Genomic DNA, 17,956 nt, shown 5'->3' on the forward strand with positions numbered 1-17,956 from the left:
CACTGAGATGTCGTCGCGTGTAGAACAGCCAGAGGCTTTCGCATGAGCCGCGTTCGTTCGTCTTGCTTAAGCACGATCAAAAACTCGGAGATGAATGCCTACGCAGAGGCATCGGGCTGCAGTGGTATCTCCCGCCGGGTTAAGGCAGAAATCTATGGCGTTGGAAAGCCATGCAACGCCGACGGCGACCGTACCGCCCGCAGCGCAGCGAGGACGGAGCGGATCGCCGAAGGTGTGCAGGCGCAGGGGTTAGTGCCGCATTTTGCGCCTGATTCTGCGCCTCTCTTCTCCCCCATTAATAACATGGGGGAAAACCTAGAGGACGAGATCGAACGCAACTGGACTGGCGTTTGCGACGAAGACCTGGGCCAGGTTGACTTGGTGCTCACGGACAGCGGCAAAGTGAAGACTATGTTGGTTCGTCGACCAGCAACCAACCAAGGCTGCGTGATCGATTGGATCAACTTCACCGTGTTGGAAGACACTTGGTTCAAGACGGCTCGCGAACATCTGGTCTCGGACGATCAGATCATCATCGAGGCAAGCCGCCAACTGGAGAAAATTTTCGGATTTGGCATTACACGTAAGCGCGACAAGGGTATGAACTTTTATCGCGAGTCTTGGGTTCTTGGCGACGAAATGGGATTCGTATGCTTCGGCGGGCAACGGTCAACGATGCTGATCACACTCACGGGCCTTGGCTGCTTGAACGCGGTCGGTGGATGGGAAAAGCGCCTGTACGACTTCCTTACGAAGACAGCAATTCGTCCGTCGATCTCCCGGATTGACCTTGCTCATGACGACCTGGAAGGTGACTACCTTTCAGTGGATTGGGCAGAAGCTCAATGGTTGTCAGGTGGGTTTAGTTTCAGGCAAGGCGGTCGCCCGCCCGAAATTCAACGCTTGGGCAATTGGCACCGCGTAAGTGGCAAGGGTCGTACCTTGACCGTTGGGCAGCGAAAGTCAAGCAAGTACTGCCGCTTCTACGAAAAAGGCAAGAAGGAAGGCGACAAGCATTCCCTCTGGTGTCGCTGTGAAGTCGAGTTCAAGAATACGAACAGCATCATCGAGCTTGATGTACTGCTTAATCCAACTGCTTTCTTTGTTGGGGCCTATCCGTGTTTTTCTAAGTTCGCTAGCAGCGACACGCCAGCACGCATGCGCATTAAAGAACGAGCTGCGCAGATCACTGTCGACGACTGCATCGCGATCACTAAACGTCAGTTCGGCAAGTACATCCGCGTGCTACGTGGCCTGTTCGGGGATAACGAGGCACTGGACATGATCACGAATCACGACGAGCACGCGTGGCCAAAGCGATTGAAGCCGCACGCGAGCAACGAGAAGACTGAACGACCGCCTGTGCATGTGGAACCACAAGAACACTTCCCTGATTTTAGAACCAGTACTGATCCAGACATTCCGAGTTTCATCCGATTTATAAATACCGTTCCATGCTTCGGCCTCAATGGGGAAAACGGTTTCGCGTAGGCCATCTATCACAGGAGCACAACTATGAAATTCACCTCGACCATCAAAGTTATGGGCATGAAATACAGCAAAGGGACGATGGACAACGGTCTGGCCTTCGACAGCACCAAAGTCTTCGTCGAGACAGAACTCGATAGCAGCAAAGAGACTGCGATGGGCTCCGCCTGCGTCGAGTATGGCTTGGGAAAAGCTGACGAGTACCAGAAATACAAGCACTTGGCTGACGCCCTGCCATTTATGGCCCATGCCGAAATGGAGATTGTCACCAACGGCAAGACTCAGAAGACGGTCATTCACTCGCTTAAGCCGGTGGAGATGACTAAAGCCGGTGCCGCAGGTGGCAAACATGTCGCCACCTAAGACGGCGTTCAAATTTATCGTTCAAGACAAGGAATCAGCGCTGTTTCTCATGCCGGTTGACGGCGATGTCGGATTTACGCCGTGGGCACATAAAGCTGGGCACTTTGACGGCGCTGCCGAAGCCAGTGATACGGCCGCACTCAACTGCCATGAAGGCTTCTTCGTGACACAGGTTGTTTGCAGCGACGACGGAATTATAGGGACACCATAGTCATGTCTCAAATCGGTTCGGTCCAGACGCTCGTGGTGTGTGTACCGGCGCAAGTGGAGCAATCCCCTTGCCCCACGGGGATGGCTCTAGCAGTAGCTCAAGGCTACATCATCGAACCGGCTCTGGCGACGCGCGTCGATGCGCAGAATCAGCCGTTCGATTACTCGGCAGCGGCAGGGATTTGGAGTATGGGGTTCACGTTCGTAGTTGGCTTATACCTTGTTAGCAAGTCGGCAGGAATCGTCCTCCATAGGATCAAAAGTTAGTAGTACCGGCGCGGCGGTCCCCGCGAATCACTGAAAAGGAGTTTCACCATGAATCAAGCAATCGTCCGTGGCCTGCGTAAAGCTGGCGTCATCGCTGCAACCGCCACCGCTTCGGGCCTGGCCGCTGCTCAAGCCACCGCCGGCCCTGATATGTCGGGCCTGACGAGCGCCGTCGACTTCGGCACTGTCACCACCGCCGTGCTGGCAATCGCCGGTCTGCTGGCCGTCGTGTATGTCGCTGTTAAGGGCGCGACCATCGGCCTGTCGATGCTCAAGAAGTAATCGACTTCCTGCGTTGGCTCTGGGGTGCCTTCGGCACCCCTTTTTTTACAAGTGAGGTTGCGATGACGATCAATCAGTTGTGGTACTTCGGCATGTTCGTCTGGGGCCTGGTCTCGGCTTGGGCCGTGATCGAAGGCTTGAAGGACTGATGCTATGGAACAGGTCCTGTGGCATCTGGCTATTGGCGGCGTGGTCCTCGCCTACCTGGGCAACGTCTGCCTTGCGTTCCTATCCGGCCAGCATACGAGCTGGTGGGAGCCGTTCGCCTTCCCGCTCGTCCTGCCGCTGCTGCTGGTCTATCAGGCGCGCGAGACGGTCCTGTTCTTGGCGGGCTTGTTGTTCGCTCTTGTCCTTGGTGGCTCCCTAATGTCCGTGGCGGTTGACCTGGTGAGTTTAGTCTGGAGTCTCGTATGAAGAAAATTCTCGGGATTCTGCTTGTAAAAAAGCTGTTCGTTGGCCTGCTTATGGTGTCGCTGCTGTCGTACGAACAAAAGTCCTATGCGCAGGCCGTGCCTGTCGCTAACTTCGTCGTCAATCGCGCGATTGCAGGCGTGGTCCAGCGTATTGCGATCGCTCGCGGGTTCGCTGCCAACGATCCCCGCATCGTGGCGACGATGAACGGCATCGGCAATTCGTCGACAAAGCTCAACGTCGTTAGCACCGTTGCAGGGGTTGGCCTGACTGTCGCCGGTGCGCCTGTGTGGCTCGGTATCGCCGCCAGTCTCGGGGTCGTGGCTCTTGGGTACGGCATCACTTCCTGGGTGGACGGCCCTAACGGCCGCGAAGAGGCTCATGTGTACCTGTCGAACACCGTTAGCGGGACAAAGCTGCAGGTCGATGCGCCGCCACCTCCGCCATTGGTCTACACGCCACCTCAAGTGTCGTCGCCGCCCGATGTGCGGCCGGAGGCATGGTTCTTGGCGGTCCAGCAGGGCGCGCCGTTGTACCGGTCGAATTCCGAGTGCTACGCAGACAAAGCGTGCTGGGTGTTGCCGCAGGCCCCTGACCCCATGATTGCATCGTTCCGCTATGTGTTCTCTGGTGGCGTCGAGCTGGTTACGAATGATCTCGAGGAGTATGCGCGCTGGTTCGTGTTCATGAAGCTGACCCCACACTGCCAGCCAGAGTTCGGGTACGGCTGCTATAACAGCGGACTAACCCGCGTCGTCACGGTCCCGAACAGCGTCGGCCAAATCAGGGTCAATATCTTCGCATGGCACTCGCGCACTGGTTCCACCCAGTCCAATATGCAGGACTTCGGGCCGATGGATGTCTATTACGAGAATGCTGCGACTGTGGTCGGAAAGGTTGGGCCACAGTACTACACGGATGGTAATGACGTGTTTACGAACCTGCCGCAGCAGATTGCTAACGGTCAGATCACTCCCGATACGCTCGCGCGTCTTGTCGACCGTGCTTGGCAACTGGCTGCTCAGGACCCGGACTATCAGGGCTTGCCGTATTCGGCTACGCAACCCGTCCAATACGGTGAGGCGGCTCAATGGGCGAACGAGAATCCGCAGGCGGTTCCGCGCGTCGCCGATCTTCTGTCGCCGGCCAGCAATCCCGGCACGCAGGCCGTCCCGATTTCGCCTACGGTCTCTCCTGGTAGTTCCCCGGACCCTGGCACTAACCCGAATCCCACTCCCTCACCTAGCGGCGATGTGAACGTCATCAACACGCCCAACGTCAATGTCGTCAACCGAATCAGTGTCGACTTCGGCGCCGATCCCGGCCTTATGGCGCCCGACCTGGAGGAGACTCCCGAGCCTTATGCGATCTTCGAACCTGTGTTCCAGTCGGTGGAGTCCTTCGCGATCTATGGCATTCCCAATCACCAGTCAGAGTGTCCCAAGCCGTCGTTCGATATGTGGGGCGATCCGATTGTGATGGACGGGCATTGCAAGTTGCTCGATGACGTCAAGCCTACATTGTTCACGGTGATGGCTGCTGTCTGGGTCGTCATCGGTTGCTTCATCATCCTAGCCGCTTAAAGGGGTAGTCATGTTCGGTATCCTTGTTTCTGCTGGTGTTCGGCTACTGAGCTTTCTGCTTAGCTCGTTCATCATCAAGTTCGTGCTGTTCTTCGCGCTCATGTTCATCGTGCAGGGCTTCTTCGGCCTAGTCGCTCACATGATCCCTAATAGCTACCGCATCAGCATTGTGTTAGGCGGCATTCCCGCTTCGGTCTGGTATTTCCTCGACCTGTTCAATATTGCGGCCGGGTTTACGGCGATTACGTCCGCTTACGCTACCCGGTTTGTCATTCGTCGCCTTCCCGTGATCGGTTGAGCCATGCCTATCAATGTCTACACGGGCCTGATGCGCTCCGGGAAGAGTTACGAGGTCGTGTCGGAAGTGATCGTGCCTGCAATCCGTCAGGGCCGCGATGTCGTCACCAATGTGGACGGCATTTCGGAGGAGCGCATTCACGAATACTTGGAGAAGTTGCACCCGGATGATGAGCACGGCAAATATGGCCGCATCCGGCACGTGACCAACGCCGATGTCTTCGGTGAAAAGTTCCTGCCCTACTACGATGACGACAAGACGGCACACACCGATACTGTCGTCCAGCCCGGCGACCTGGTTGCGATTGATGAGGCTTGGAGGTTCTGGGGCACGAGTCAGAAGATTCACAAGAACCATCAGTCGTTCATCCTCGAGCACGGTCACTTCACGCACCCGACAACTGGCGTGGCGTGTGACATGGTGTTGATGATCCAGGATATGGGCACGCTGCATAGGTTCGTGAAGAACGTGGTTGCCTTTTCGTTCAGGACCACCAAGAAGGTGTCGCTCGGAATGGGCAATACTTACAGCCTCAACATGTACGAGGGCAAGAGCCTCAACAAGGCGAACCATATTGGCAATTGGGTACGCAAGTATCGCGCAAAGATTTTCCCCCTCTACTCAAGTTTCAAGGGCGGTGCCCAAGGTGTCTTGGTCAACGCTGACAAGCGGCAAAACGTCCTCAGGAACTGGAAGACCTGGGCACCGTTCCTCGTTTGCCTAGTCATCATCGCTGTCGCCGTCCCCAAGGTCTGGAAGTTCTTCCACCCCGAAGACCCGAAGGCCGTTGCCAAGCCCAAGAACGGGCCTGCAGGCGCTTCAATTGTTCCAGCTGGGGGTTCGATCAGTTCTCAAGCTCCGGCGGCTCCTAAACCCGATTTCTCGGATTCGTGGCGCATCTGTGGCTCTTACTATGCTCAGTCGCGCACTTGGGTCGTCGTCTGCAATGCGCAGGGTGCGACGCGGGTCGAGTCACCTTCGATGTTTCACAACGAAGGCATTGCTCAGATAGGGGAGATCGACGGGCAGAAAGTAACCCGCTGGAGTGGTACGACTGCGCCGAGAGATTCGCGCCCTGCTCCCGCTTCCCATGCGCCTCAGCAAGGCGAGTTAGGTGAGATTCGCAAATGAAAAAATTCTTCTTTATGCTTGCTCTCTGCTGTTCGCTCGGAGTCGCCGCGGCATCCAATGCTCCCCAGGTTCCGCAGGAGCCTCCGCGCTTTGACTTCACCGGCGTTAGTGTTTTGCAGGTGATCCAGCTGATTTACGGCGAAGCCTTGCAGGGTCCCTATGTGATCGAACCAGAAGTTATGACGGATCAGCGGCCCGTTTCCTTCCGCTACGATGCCCGTAGTGGCGATCTGCGCGCCTTCATTGCCGCGTTCCTCGATTCGCTCGGCTTGGTAGCAATTCGTCGGAGTGGCGTGGATTTCATCGGCAAAAAACCTCCTCCTGCGGAAAAGGCTGCGGAAGTGCGCGATGTGTTCGTGTATGTGCCCCGTCACCGTGACGGCTCTTACTTAGTCGATCTGCTCTCCCCGTTGTTCAAGGGCGAATTCACAGCTCGTAGGGCTGTGCATGCTTCAGCTAGTGACAAATCGGCGCAGCTAGCTTCACCTCCCGGATCGGCAGCAGCAAGCATCGACCGCAAGAGCGATATCCTTGTTTTCGCAGGTATACCTGCCGAAGTGACGATGTTGAAAAAGCTATTGTCGCAGGTTGATACTGCCATTGGTGATGTCCTAGTCCGTGGAGTTCTGTACGAGGTACAGACCACGAACAACGACGGATCGGCCTTTAGCCTGGCATTAAATCTACTTGGCGGCAAGTTCGGACTGTCTTTTGGTTCGATAGGCAATTCGAACAGCAGTCACATCAGTTTTAAAAGCACTACGATTGACGCGGTTCTATCATCGCTCTCTACCGATAGTCGCTTTACTGTGAAGTCGACGCCTACACTTCGCGTCCAGTCAGGACAGAGTGGCCGCTTCACGGTTGGCGAGGACGTTCCAGTTTTGGGAGCTGTTTCGTACCCGTCTTCAGGTGCTGCTGTACAGTCCGTCGAGTACCGGTCGAGTGGACTCATCTTCGAGCTGTTGCCGGTGATACACGAGAGTTCTGTCGACTTGCAGGTTCTTCAACAGATGTCTAGCTTCGTTAGTACAAACACTGGCGTGAACAATTCGCCTACGCTGATAAAGCGCGAGCTGAAAACGTCGCTTTCCGTAGCAGATGGAGAGCTGATCGTGATTGGTGGCTTAACCGAAGACAAAGACGCCACTGCCCATACAAGTCCAAGCTGGCTTCCAAAACTCAATTTGAACAAGACAAGGGACAAGAACAAAACTGAGATGGTTCTAATTCTTCAGCTTACCAAGGTCTGAGCTGTCCTTGGTATTACCAAGAAAATGTGTACGACAAAGGAACGTGAGAACATGGAAGAGAGAACGAAGCCCTGCCGCGCAAGCATGCTGGCTCTGCATCGGAAGCAGGCCAGTTCCAAAATGCGCACCTCGCGACGTGCTGATGCGCCTTGCTTTGCATACCTATTTCCATTAAAGGAAATTGCGGCGTTCAAGGTAGGAATTTCCATTGATCCTCTTACTCGCATCTGCAATTTACCCCAACTGCACATGCGAGTGCAGGATGTCTTCGACTTGGAGCGTTCCGTTGCCGTACAAGCTCTCCATCGTCAAGATGCGAGAAAACTGGAGCATGCCATGCTAAGGCATCATGCACAATGGCAGGTTGAAGCGCCGTGCAGTGCGGTCGTTTATGTCAATGGATCGCCAAGGTGTGCTGGTCCCATACGGTGGTTCGCGGGAGGGCGGAATGAATGGCTGGACGCTCAGGCGTATGAGAGCGCACTCGATTTCCTCTTATATGCGGACAGACGCTCGCCACGCCCTTCCATCTCGATACAGGAATGGGTCAAACAATTTGAGAAGGGACAGTTCCAATGAGCTCAACTATCGCTGAACGGCTACATCAAGTTGTGCAAATGCAAGCAAATTTTGCGTTGGAAGGGTTTGAGCCTGACGAAACCGATTTACTCTTGCAATCACGTTATGTTCTTGGTCATGTTAGCGTGAACGAAATGCTTACTTATGCTAGAGCTTATGCAGCGGGAGTTAAATGGTCTCAACTTCCTTCTAAACAGCTTTAACATGCCTTCCGGAAACTGAAAGGGCCGTTTGTGTCTCTATCGATAAAGGTAAGCACTTCTGTGCACGCACCTGATATAATAGAAGGTTTGTTGTATTTTTGCATCACTTACTCCAGTGAACCCCGAAACGGTTTCACGTAGGAACCCGGACTTTTCGCGTCTATATCAAAGAAGTACTCTTAGAATGGCTAACATGATAACAACTGAGAATTCACGACTTGCAGCTACTGCAAGAATGTTCTCGCCAGTTGTCGTTCAAGAACTAGCCAGGCAGGGGAAGTCACGAACGTTCGCGCGATTACTTGCAGAGTCAGCCTTAACCGAAGGTTTTGGAACGTCTAGACCGATAAGAGACTTGTTTGAATCGGCCTTTACGCTTCTTACGAAGCAGGACCTTCGCTACGAATATGCATATCGAGCGGCAGTCACCCACAAGGTTTTGTTGGGAACACATTCGCTTAATACTGCGTCAATGCTATCTGAATTTCGCGTTGGTACCTCCAAAGCCGATTTAGTAATTTTGAATGGCACCTCAACGGTTTATGAAATCAAGTCTGAACGAGATAATTTAGACAGGCTCACGGCGCAATTAGCATCGTACTTTAAAGTATTCGCACGAGTAAATGTGATTACGAGCGATCATCATGTCGAAACTCTCCTTGCTAAGGTCCCGTCTTATGTTGGGGTTCTATTGCTCAACAATCGGCTCAAAATCTCGACAGTACGCGAGGCACATGACCGCTTAGTTGACTTCTGTCCGCTTACTCTGTTGGATTCGCTTCATAGACAAGAGGCGTTTGAGATCGTGCGGTCATTTGGCTACATCGTTCCAGACGTGCCGAACACGAGACTCCACGCTGAACTAGGCAAGATCTTTGCAAAATTGCCAGCACAAGAGCTGCATGAGTGTATGATACGTGTTCTAAAGGAAACTCGTAGCTTGCTTCCACTGTCGGAACTTGCAGGAGCATTGCCAAAGTCTTTGAGGCCGTTGGCGTTCTCGACCTCTCTTCGCCTGAAGGATCATGAAAGACTCGTTGCTTCGCTCGGCACTCCGGTATCGGAAGCCCTCACCTGGGCTTGACTGAATGTACTATCCCTACTTCCGTGGAAAGCAATTCGATCTGCTGACCATACGCGATTGTGCTGTCTTGATGGCAAAGGCAGGCTTCACTCCAATTGTTGAGCCCGTGAAAGAGGGGTTGAATGGCCTCAGGCGCGCTATTGATGCAGTAAACGCCGCAGGTGGACAGCTCATCTTAATTGTAAACCCGGCAAATGGTGAGCATACCGGCGATCCAGCGGCACTTGCGGCGTTCATGCAGGGCGAGCTGAGTGGCCACGGAAATATTCACCCTGGAATTCTTCTAACAGAACAGTCGCAAGTAGCAGACATCTTAGCCTTGTGCCATGCGTACCCTGGACGTCAGATTAGCTTGATTCACAACGGTTTCACCGAAGCAAGGGAATTAGGCAGCCAGCTTGATCAAATTCCATGCAAGCTTCGGCACGTTTTCGTCGGCGACAATCGCCTATACAGACGAAATTTCAAGGGCGAGCAGAAGATTCTTATCCAAGACGGTTTTACACGACGAGCCAATCGCTCACATCCAGAATATGAACCGTTTTCTGATTTGCATGTGACTTTCGAAGAAGTCGGCATGACAGGGTTTGGCGACTTTCTCATCGTTGGTGACGACTTCAGCGAATCTGGCGGGCCAGCTTATTCAGTCGCAATTCATTTAACTTGTATCGACCCGTCAAAAGATGATGAAATGTTTGTTCATCACTTCAAGTCAATTAGGTACGAAACCCCTGCGGACCCTGCCGGTAAATTTGCCGAGGCATTGGAAAAACTTGCTGCCGAGGTAAAGTCACCGCACACTAATATCCTTCGCACAAAAGCTGTTGAAGAGTTCTTGGCGTTTCACGAAAGCGGTCATTTCCCTGGCCTTGGATTTGCTAAGAAACTTTCAATGAATCATCACATTGAGACACTTGCTGAATTCTTCAAAAGAGCATGAGCACTCCGCGTTATTGCTGTCCGGAGTGCTTCGATGACCGGCACCTTCGACGGCAGCTAATACCTACTTTTTCAAAGCTGACAGGGGATTGCTCTTATTGTGGAGCAAACGCGCAGCCATTGGTTGAACCTATCGCGCTACGTGAACAATTCGAGCTAATTATTGGGATTTACAAGCGAGATACAGTCGGAAAGACGTTAGTAGAATTTCTAAAAGAAGATTGGACGCTTTTTGGGCGACTGGACTTAGCTCACGCAAAAGAACTACTTAGCGATATATTGGACGATGGCGAGATTGTACGGGCGAAATTTAACCCTGTCACCGAACGAACGGCAAAGGGCTTGGCTGATTGGACAAATCTTCGTATTGAGCTAATGCACTCCAACCGGTACTTTCCTACGACCAACCTGGACTTTGAGGATTTAAGGGACCTACTTCCTCATTTACTTCTGGACCAAGCCGACTTATCCCAAAAGTGGTACCGCGCAAGAATTCAAGCTTCGGAAGCTGCGATTGCCGCAGCAGAGATGGGGGCACCTCCGCCAAAGCTTGCATCGCATGGGCGAGCAAATCCTGCTGGGATTCCTTATCTATACGTCGCATCTACGCCTGATACAGCCATTTCTGAAGTCAGGCCGCATGGCGGAGATTTCGTCTCGGTCGCGGAGATTGAGTTATCTCCTGATCTGAAAATTGTTGACCTTCGACATCCTCGAAAAACGGTATCTCCGTTTATGCTGCCTGATAGTCAAGCGGTCGCAAAAATGTGTGAAGACGTTCAGTTTCTTGAGCGGCTGGGCGAGGAATTAACCCGCCCCATCTTGCCGAAATCGGCTGCGTTCGACTATATCCCGAGCCAGTTTCTCTGTGAGTTCGCTAAGAAATGTGGTTTTGACGGGGTGATGTACCGTAGTTCCGTCGATGGTGGCGTCAACTTGGCGGTATTTGATCCATCGAAAGGCAAAGTGCTGAGTGTCTCAGCTCATTCGATTTCACGAGTAATGGTTCAGTTCCAGGTTTATAAAGCCACCTAGTGAAAGTCAGCTTGACGCTACGGTCAAACAAAAGAGGTTCCACATGCATCCACATCGAAAGCTTTTAGTACTCGGTCTCAATGAATTGCTGGGCCAAAATTGCATATCGCTTACTGATGAAGGCGACAGTCAAGGTCACGTCATAGCAAAGATAGCTGGCGAAGAAACCGTTTTGCTGTGGCAAACAATCGGTTCTGGAGAAGTCAGAATTTCAGTCTGGTGGAAGTTCGACTACTCGAAGCATCCACAGGCGCAGCTAGATGGCTCCTATAAAGAGCGCTTTACCGGGGCAAGACCTTTGGCCAAGTCCCAGCACTATCCCAAGTTTGTCGGGGCCACTGTGAGCGGCTGGCTTGAGCGCGAGACAGGTAAATACTTAATGGGGAAAAATTCGGAAGGTCTCTTTGAAACATATATGCGACGCGGCGAAAGAGAGGTCTTAGACTCAGTTCCTACGCCAGTAGCCAACGGTTTCAAGGCAGATGGAAAATTTATTTTCTGACGACTGGACATGTCAACGAAGTGTCAACGCCATAGTTATCTAGTGTAAGTTACTGTTGACCTGATAGGCTGTAAGCCATTGATTTCCTAGATTTAGTTAGATAGTGTGATCATGGCGCAGGAATTTGTAATCATCAGGTGGCCAGTTCGAAACCGGCAGTCGGCACCAGTAATTCAACAAAAAGCCCAATCCTCAGGATTGGGCTTTTTGCTTTCTGGGCGCCTGTAACAGCTGCCCCCAACTAGCTGAATTAGCCTGTTCAGGCCTGGTGACTGACTAAATCAAAAAATGGCTCTGGGAAGCGTATTGATTGCTATCAATTTCGCTTAGGCGACACCGAGGTAACGTAGCCGCTGGACAATTTCCACTTGCGCTACGGCGATGCCGAGCGGCTACCGGAGGCAGTCAATGGGCTTAAGCCAGGTAATTGCGGCCGGTGCCGCACTGTCGGCGTTCAGCGGAAACTCGCAACACAAGCGCCTGATGCGGCTGGATTTTCCGTTCGAGGATGGGCCGCCCGCCATCCTGCTGCCGAACAAGCTCGTCGCCCGGGAAGAAGTCTCGCGGGGGTTCCGCTTCATCGTAGAGGTCTTGTCGGACGAGGCACGCATCCCCCTGAAAATGCTGATGGGCCGGATGGTGGTGATCTCCCTGGTGCGCGAAGACGGATCGCTGCGCTACTTCAACGGCCATATCACCGAGTTCCGCTTCCTGCGCACCGATGGCGGATTCGCCTTCTACCAGATGGTGCTCGAACCGTGGCTTGCATTCGCGCGACTGCGCAAGGATAACGTGTCGTTTCACGGTAAAAGCGTTCGGGAGATCACCGAAGAAACGCTGAAGCACTATCGCCAGGCCGATTGGCATATGTACCCAATCGACGAGTCAAAGCTGACCGTCGCCAACCAGCATAACGAGACCGATTACAACCACCTGCACCGGCGCTGGGAAGCGCTCGGTTTGCATTACTGGTACGAGCACGAATTTGGCCGCCACCGGCTCATGATCTCTGACAACAGCTTCCTGTCCGAGCGGATCGATGAGGAAGCGTACGTGATCCCGTTCCACAAGAAGAGTGGATCGCTCGAGGACGACGGCATTCACGAGTGGACGGCAGTGCGACGCCTCGGCTCGGGCCAGACAACGCTGGCAACGTTCGATTACAAGAGCCCCAGCGCGCAGCGCGCCAACGCCATTTCAGCCAACCGGCAAGGCGATATCTTTCCCTACGAAGTCTATGAAGACACAGGTTCATATGGCTTTCGCATACGCAACGATGGCGAACGGCTGGCAGCGCGGCGCATGGAGGAGGCGGACAAGGACACGCAGTACTTCGAGGCAAAAGGCAATGAGAGGAGCGTGCTGCCGGGGCGTACCTTCAAGCTCGGCGGACACTTCAGTGCCAAACCGCGGTCGCCCGAATACGATCCGGAACCGCACCGCAGCATCGATGACCGCTTCTACCTGATCCTTTCTGTAGACCATGAGGCGGCGAATAACTACCAGGCCGGGCCAGGCGCACCGTCGCACTACGAAAACCGTCTGACCTGCATTCGCAAAGATATCCGCTGGCGTCCGGGCCGCAACTTCAACAGCGAGCCCGGTACCTACATGGGGCTTCATACGGCGATCGTGGTTGGCCCGGCCGGCGCTGAAATCCATACGGACGGCTACGGGCGGGTCAAGCTGCAGTTCCACTGGAACCGACTGGACAAGTACGACGAGAACAGCTCGCCGTGGATCAGGGTGATGACGCCGGCTGCCGGCGACGAGTTCGGGCAGATCCGTTTGCCGCGTGTTGGTGAGGAAGTGGCGGTTGTTTACGCGAACGGGAATATCGATCATCCGCTCATACTTGGGGCGCTCTACAACGGCAGACACATGCCACCGTGGTCGCTGCCAAAGCAACATTCGCTGGCTGGCATGCGCAGCCGGGAACTGGGCGGCGGCACACGCGGCAACCACCTCGTTCTTGATGACACCAAGGAGATGATCCAGGCGCAGCTAAAAAGCGACCACCAGTGCAGCCAACTATCGCTCGGGCACATCGCGCGCATCGAAGACAATGGCGGCCGCAAGGACGCGCGCGGCGAAGGCTGGGAACTACGCACCGATGGCCATGGCGTGGCGCGCGCAGCCAAGGGACTTCTGATCACCACAGAAGCGCGGCAAGCTGCACGCGGCCCGATGAAAGACATGGACGAAACGGCGCGGCGCATCGCGCTCGCAGTTGAGCAGCATCAACTGCTGGGTGAGATCGCGCAAAAAAACGGTGCGCAGGAGCCTTCTGATAACCAGGACGGCGTTGCCTCACTCCTGCAAACGCAGAAGGACGCGGTGAAAGGTCCGGACGCAAAAGCGGACAGTTTTCCTGAGCTGGCCAAGCCGCACCTGGTGCTGGCGAGTGCGGCCGGTATCGCAACCACGACGACCGGTGATACCCACATCGCCAGCGACCGCCACACGGCCCTTACGACCGGGAAAAGCCTGTCGCTGGCTGTCGGCACGCATTTCTTTGCCAGCATCCGCCAGTCGTTCCGGCTGTTCGTCCAGAAGGCCGGCATGAAGATGGTGGCCGCCGCTGGTGACATCGACCTGCAGGCACTATCGAACAACATCAAGCTGCTGGCCAAGCTGGAAATCACGCACACGGCCAACCGGATCACGATCAGCGCCAAGGAAGAAGTCGTCATCAATGGCGGCGGCAGCTACGTGAAATTTGCCACCGGCGGCATCGAACACGGCACGAATGGCAATTTCGTCGCACACGCCGCGCACCACAGCTTTGTAAACGCCAAGAACATGGAGATGGCGGTTTCCATGCCGCCCGTGGCCGATGTACTGGGCAAAGGCCGAGGCGCGCTGCATGTCGGCAGCCATGCGGAGACTGCCGGGAGAAGCAGTGCTGGCATGCCGTTCAAACTGTTCAAGGATGGGGCAATGATCGAACAGGGGCAGATCGACGACAAGGGAAACATCCAGTTCGCGCACGAGCTCGATGCCCGCGCAGAGTACAAGGTCGAGCTCCCGACCGGCCAGTCTTTCGAAATCGCTGCCAGCGCCTACACCGAACAGCACGAGCAAAACGCGGGTGTGGGATACCACGGCTATGAGAATCCGGGCGGCGCCCTGACCGACGACGAGCACTCCCTGGACCAGGACCGGATCGACGCCAATCCCTGGTCCAGCCAGCAGGCGTGAGCTGCAGGCACCGGCAGCGGCCTCTACATGGAAAGGGAAGAAAATGGGCATGGAAGAAAATGAGGGACTTTATACACAAAAGCTCTGCTACAACCGGACACTAGGCCCCTACCAATGCCTGTCCTTGCCCTGGTGGATCAGGACAAGCAAGCAGATTTACCTGGCGCGCCACCACTGCCATCTTGAGCCGCTCATCTGCGGCGAAGAAGTGTTCGAGCGCATCCACAACGACCTGCTCCAGGCACAACATAGCGTGGACATCATCACCTGGGGATTTGACCCGGGCATGGTGCTTATCCGTGGTGAAAGGGCCGAAGACGGCACGCGCTATGGCGATCTGCTCAAGCAAATCGCAACCCGTAAGGAAAACCCCGTCACGGTGCGCCTGCTGCTCTGGCATGACAATGCCGCGTCCTATGCCATACAAAAAAACAATCCGGGCTTGTATGGAACCCGTGTTCCCACGATCGGTGCTTACGCCGGCTATTTCAACGAAACGCACGACCAGTACAACCGCGCATGGTTCGACGAGATCATCGCGCAAAAGATACCGACCATCGTGCTGCAGACCCGTGAAGTCGCGCTCAAGTTTCGGGACCCCTCGCTTGCTGGCGAGAAGTACAAGATCAGCCTCATTGATGGCACAGCAGGATCCATCTACCCCACTCATCATCAAAAGATGATTCTGATCGACTACGAGACGCCGGCGCGCGCCATCGGCTACGTGATGGGGCATAACTCGACGACTGACTTCTGGGACACGGTCGATCATCGCTTTCAGGATATACGCCGTGAAACACTGTATAGCAAGAATCCGGCCGGCCGGGACACCAAGCTGTCGGCTGTAATCGATGAAGCATGGGACCGGTACGACAGACAAATGCAAATGATGTCTGGCCAGACTGAACAACCGTTAACGCGAAAGGCGGTGCGCCTCGGCGAATTTTTCAAAAAATATGCAGTTACTGCCAAACCGTATCAGGACGTTTCGCTGCGCGTGCGCGGACCGATCCTGTACGACATGAATCACAATTTCTGCACTGGCTGGGCCGAATCCGAAGAAGCCACATCGACCCTGATGAATGCGATCTGGATGACGTCGCCGGGCCTGGCGGTCAAGGCGGCACTTGCCGCAGCCAATGCAGTAGCAAAACCGTCAGGGACAGCCCATCCTTCCGTGCAGAGCAGGTCGCACCTGAAGGCCCCCGACTTTGCCCTGAAGAACTGCCATCACAGCGCGCAGCTGTTGCGGACGTACCCGGCAAAGCAGGAGAAATCAATCAAGGAATGCTACGCCAACCTGACCCGGCTCACCCATCATTACATCTTCATCCAGAACCAGTATGTCCAGTACGAGGCCTGGGCGAACTACATGATGACGTGTGTTTTTAAGCTGCGCAGAGCCGGTTACACCAAACTCATCTACGTGTTCATCCTGACTTCAACCCCGGAGACCGATGGCATGGACTTGGCCACCTATGACGTTGCCGTGCGATTCGGGCAGAGCGAGACCATGAAGGTGGAGCACGAGGAAAGAGTGGCGAAGGCAAAGCGCGGCGGAACCAGGATGCCGATCACGCCTGCGACGCTAGAAAAATGCGGAATCAAGGCGCTCATGGCGTCGATGTGGAGCGGCGCCAAACAGCCAAAATCGACCAAGGATTACGAAGAAACCTACATCCACGCCAAGGTGGCGATCGTTGACGACGCGGCCTTCACGGTGGGATCGGCCAATCTGAACGTGCGCAGCATGGCTTTGGACAGCGAGCTGAATCTGCTCAGCGAGGCCAAGGATGTTGCGTTTGACTTGCGCAAGAGGCTGTTCAGCCAGTGTACTAACAACGCGGGGCCGGCGCAGTTTGGCGATATGGGACCAACCTTCAAGAAATGGCTGGACGTAATGCAAGACAACACGGAAGCGATGGCGAATAGGTCGCCGTTGTCGGGCCAAATCGCTACCTTCCACGTGGACAGGGAGCCCGGCCCGCCGGTGATTTGATATGCGACCAAGAATCCGCCACCAGATATACATCGTCGCTGCTTCGGTGGCCATCGCGACCGGCGCCTATTTTCTACAAGACCATCTGGAGTACGTGAAGATGCATACAATCCCCGCTGGCTTGCAGGCGTTCGATGCTAACGGCCCGATCCCGGCCTGCGGGCATTGGAAGAACACGATGCCGAGGTCCCGCGATCCGGCCGCGTACCGGCTCTATATCAACGCCCGGAAGCTGTGGCGCAGCAAGATCGAATGGCAGTTAACGCGCCAGGAAGCGCTCAGCATCCTGCACGACGTGCAGGCCGCCGCAAACCAAGGCGACTGGGGCGCACGTGCATTGATGGCCTACTTCTATCGATCAGGCCTTGGCCCGCTCGACACCAATCATGTACTTGATCCGGACGCCGACAAATCAGTTGAGATCGTCCGCATGGCCGTCGCGGCTGGCCAAGCCTGGGGATACTATGATCTCGGTGTCGCCCACGAGCACGGATACGGCGGCGCTGCTCAGGATGAACAGATCGCGTGGGCTTATTACCTAAAGGCGGCGGAGCTCGGCAGCCCGGAAGCGCAGATGACGTTAGCAGGAGCCTATTTAAAAGCCGAACGCCGCGATGCCGATAGCGCGATGGTAACGTGCGCGTACAAACAGGGCCACGGCCCTGCTGCACAAAAGCTCGGAATCAGAGCCAAACTTCGCAAGGATTTCGCCGCAGCGCTGGAGTATTACCAAGCGGGTACGAGATTTGGCAACAAAGAATCCGCAGCAGGGTTGATGTTTATTTTTGACCTCGATGACTGGGATTCGCGCGACAAACAGGACCAGATTTCGCTTAGAGAGCTCCAGATCCTGCCCGATCCAGAACGAAAGAGCCGGTACGACCAGATCTCGGATGCACTGGACCTCAACCCCGACCTGAAACTAACTCGCCTCGACCAAGTGTTACCACTGCCTCCTAAGGCACTACCTGCATGGAAGGGCATCCAGGATGCAATCGAGCCCGAGCTGGACGGCCCGCCGAGTTACTGACGCCATCGCTGCCGCACGTTCACCGCGTTCCGAATCCCTATCCAGCCATGCTCTCTCTTCGCCATTGGTTCACTCTTGTTGGCACATCGCTCGCCGCT

At 54.9% G+C, this 17,956-nt stretch carries 17 protein-coding genes; all 17 read left to right on the forward strand.

The features are described 5' to 3' along the window. Positions 1-42: 42 nt before the first annotated feature. The 17 genes from RCH14_RS08115 to RCH14_RS08195 all read left to right on the forward strand — a co-directional run bounded on the left by RCH14_RS08115 (position 43) and on the right by RCH14_RS08195 (position 17,858). The gene (locus RCH14_RS08115) at positions 43-1,491 is read left to right on the forward strand and encodes a replication initiation factor domain-containing protein (protein WP_343025628.1); all 1,449 of its coding nucleotides are present in this window, start codon (positions 43-45) and stop codon (positions 1,489-1,491) included. A 24-nt stretch (positions 1,492-1,515) separates the two neighbouring features. Next, a complete protein-coding gene (locus RCH14_RS08120; RefSeq protein ID WP_343025629.1) occupies positions 1,516-1,851 on the forward strand; it encodes a hypothetical protein in 336 nt (111 codons plus the stop codon). Next, positions 1,838-2,062 carry a hypothetical protein gene (locus tag RCH14_RS08125; protein WP_343025630.1) on the forward strand — a complete coding sequence of 75 codons (225 nt, stop codon included), beginning with the start codon at positions 1,838-1,840 and terminating at the stop codon, positions 2,060-2,062. The genes RCH14_RS08120 and RCH14_RS08125 overlap by 14 nt, the downstream gene beginning before the upstream one ends. Before the next feature lie 314 nt (positions 2,063-2,376). Further along, the gene (locus tag RCH14_RS08130) at positions 2,377-2,610 is read left to right on the forward strand and encodes a hypothetical protein (protein ID WP_343025631.1); all 234 of its coding nucleotides are present in this window, start codon (positions 2,377-2,379) and stop codon (positions 2,608-2,610) included. 153 nt (positions 2,611-2,763) lie between these two features. After that, positions 2,764-3,024, forward strand: a complete 261-nt coding sequence (locus tag RCH14_RS08135; protein ID WP_343025632.1) for a hypothetical protein — start codon at positions 2,764-2,766, stop codon at positions 3,022-3,024. Beyond that, positions 3,021-4,604: a hypothetical protein gene (locus tag RCH14_RS08140; RefSeq protein ID WP_343025633.1), complete on the forward strand. Its 1,584-nt coding sequence runs from the start codon at positions 3,021-3,023 to the stop codon at positions 4,602-4,604. Before RCH14_RS08135 ends, RCH14_RS08140 begins: the two co-directional genes overlap by 4 nt. Before the next feature lie 10 nt (positions 4,605-4,614). Then, the gene (locus RCH14_RS08145) at positions 4,615-4,902 is read left to right on the forward strand and encodes a DUF2523 family protein (protein WP_343025634.1); all 288 of its coding nucleotides are present in this window, start codon (positions 4,615-4,617) and stop codon (positions 4,900-4,902) included. A 3-nt stretch (positions 4,903-4,905) separates the two neighbouring features. Further along, positions 4,906-6,033 carry a zonular occludens toxin domain-containing protein gene (locus tag RCH14_RS08150; RefSeq protein ID WP_343025635.1) on the forward strand — a complete coding sequence of 376 codons (1,128 nt, stop codon included), beginning with the start codon at positions 4,906-4,908 and terminating at the stop codon, positions 6,031-6,033. Further along, the gene (locus RCH14_RS08155; RefSeq protein WP_343025636.1) at positions 6,030-7,286 is read left to right on the forward strand and encodes a type II secretory pathway protein; all 1,257 of its coding nucleotides are present in this window, start codon (positions 6,030-6,032) and stop codon (positions 7,284-7,286) included. Before RCH14_RS08150 ends, RCH14_RS08155 begins: the two co-directional genes overlap by 4 nt. A 575-nt stretch (positions 7,287-7,861) precedes the next feature. Then, a complete protein-coding gene (locus RCH14_RS08160) occupies positions 7,862-8,068 on the forward strand; it encodes a hypothetical protein (protein ID WP_343025637.1) in 207 nt (68 codons plus the stop codon). 355 nt (positions 8,069-8,423) lie between these two features. Next, on the forward strand, positions 8,424-9,152 hold the full coding sequence (locus RCH14_RS08165) for a sce7726 family protein (RefSeq protein ID WP_343025638.1): 729 nt from the start codon (positions 8,424-8,426) through the stop codon (positions 9,150-9,152). 4 nt (positions 9,153-9,156) lie between these two features. Next, positions 9,157-10,092, forward strand: a complete 936-nt coding sequence (locus RCH14_RS08170) for a sce7725 family protein (RefSeq protein WP_343025639.1) — start codon at positions 9,157-9,159, stop codon at positions 10,090-10,092. Between the two features lie 119 nt (positions 10,093-10,211). Continuing rightward, entirely contained in the window at positions 10,212-11,126 is a 915-nt protein-coding gene (locus RCH14_RS08175; protein ID WP_343025640.1) for an RES family NAD+ phosphorylase, read from the forward strand. Positions 11,127-11,169: 43 nt separating this feature from the next. Further along, positions 11,170-11,628, forward strand: a complete 459-nt coding sequence (locus RCH14_RS08180) for a hypothetical protein (RefSeq protein ID WP_343025641.1) — start codon at positions 11,170-11,172, stop codon at positions 11,626-11,628. A gap of 408 nt (positions 11,629-12,036) precedes the next feature. Beyond that, positions 12,037-14,829, forward strand: a complete 2,793-nt coding sequence (locus RCH14_RS08185; protein ID WP_343025642.1) for a type VI secretion system Vgr family protein — start codon at positions 12,037-12,039, stop codon at positions 14,827-14,829. A gap of 49 nt (positions 14,830-14,878) precedes the next feature. Then, the gene (locus tag RCH14_RS08190; RefSeq protein WP_343025643.1) at positions 14,879-16,828 is read left to right on the forward strand and encodes a phospholipase D-like domain-containing protein; all 1,950 of its coding nucleotides are present in this window, start codon (positions 14,879-14,881) and stop codon (positions 16,826-16,828) included. Between the two features lie 46 nt (positions 16,829-16,874). After that, positions 16,875-17,858, forward strand: coding sequence for a DUF6396 domain-containing protein (locus RCH14_RS08195; protein ID WP_343025644.1), 984 nt, complete (start codon positions 16,875-16,877; stop codon positions 17,856-17,858). Positions 17,859-17,956 lie beyond the last annotated feature (98 nt).

The sequence above is a fragment of the Massilia sp. MP_M2 genome, from assembly GCF_039123635.1.
GTDB lineage: Bacteria > Pseudomonadota > Gammaproteobacteria > Burkholderiales > Burkholderiaceae_D > Telluria.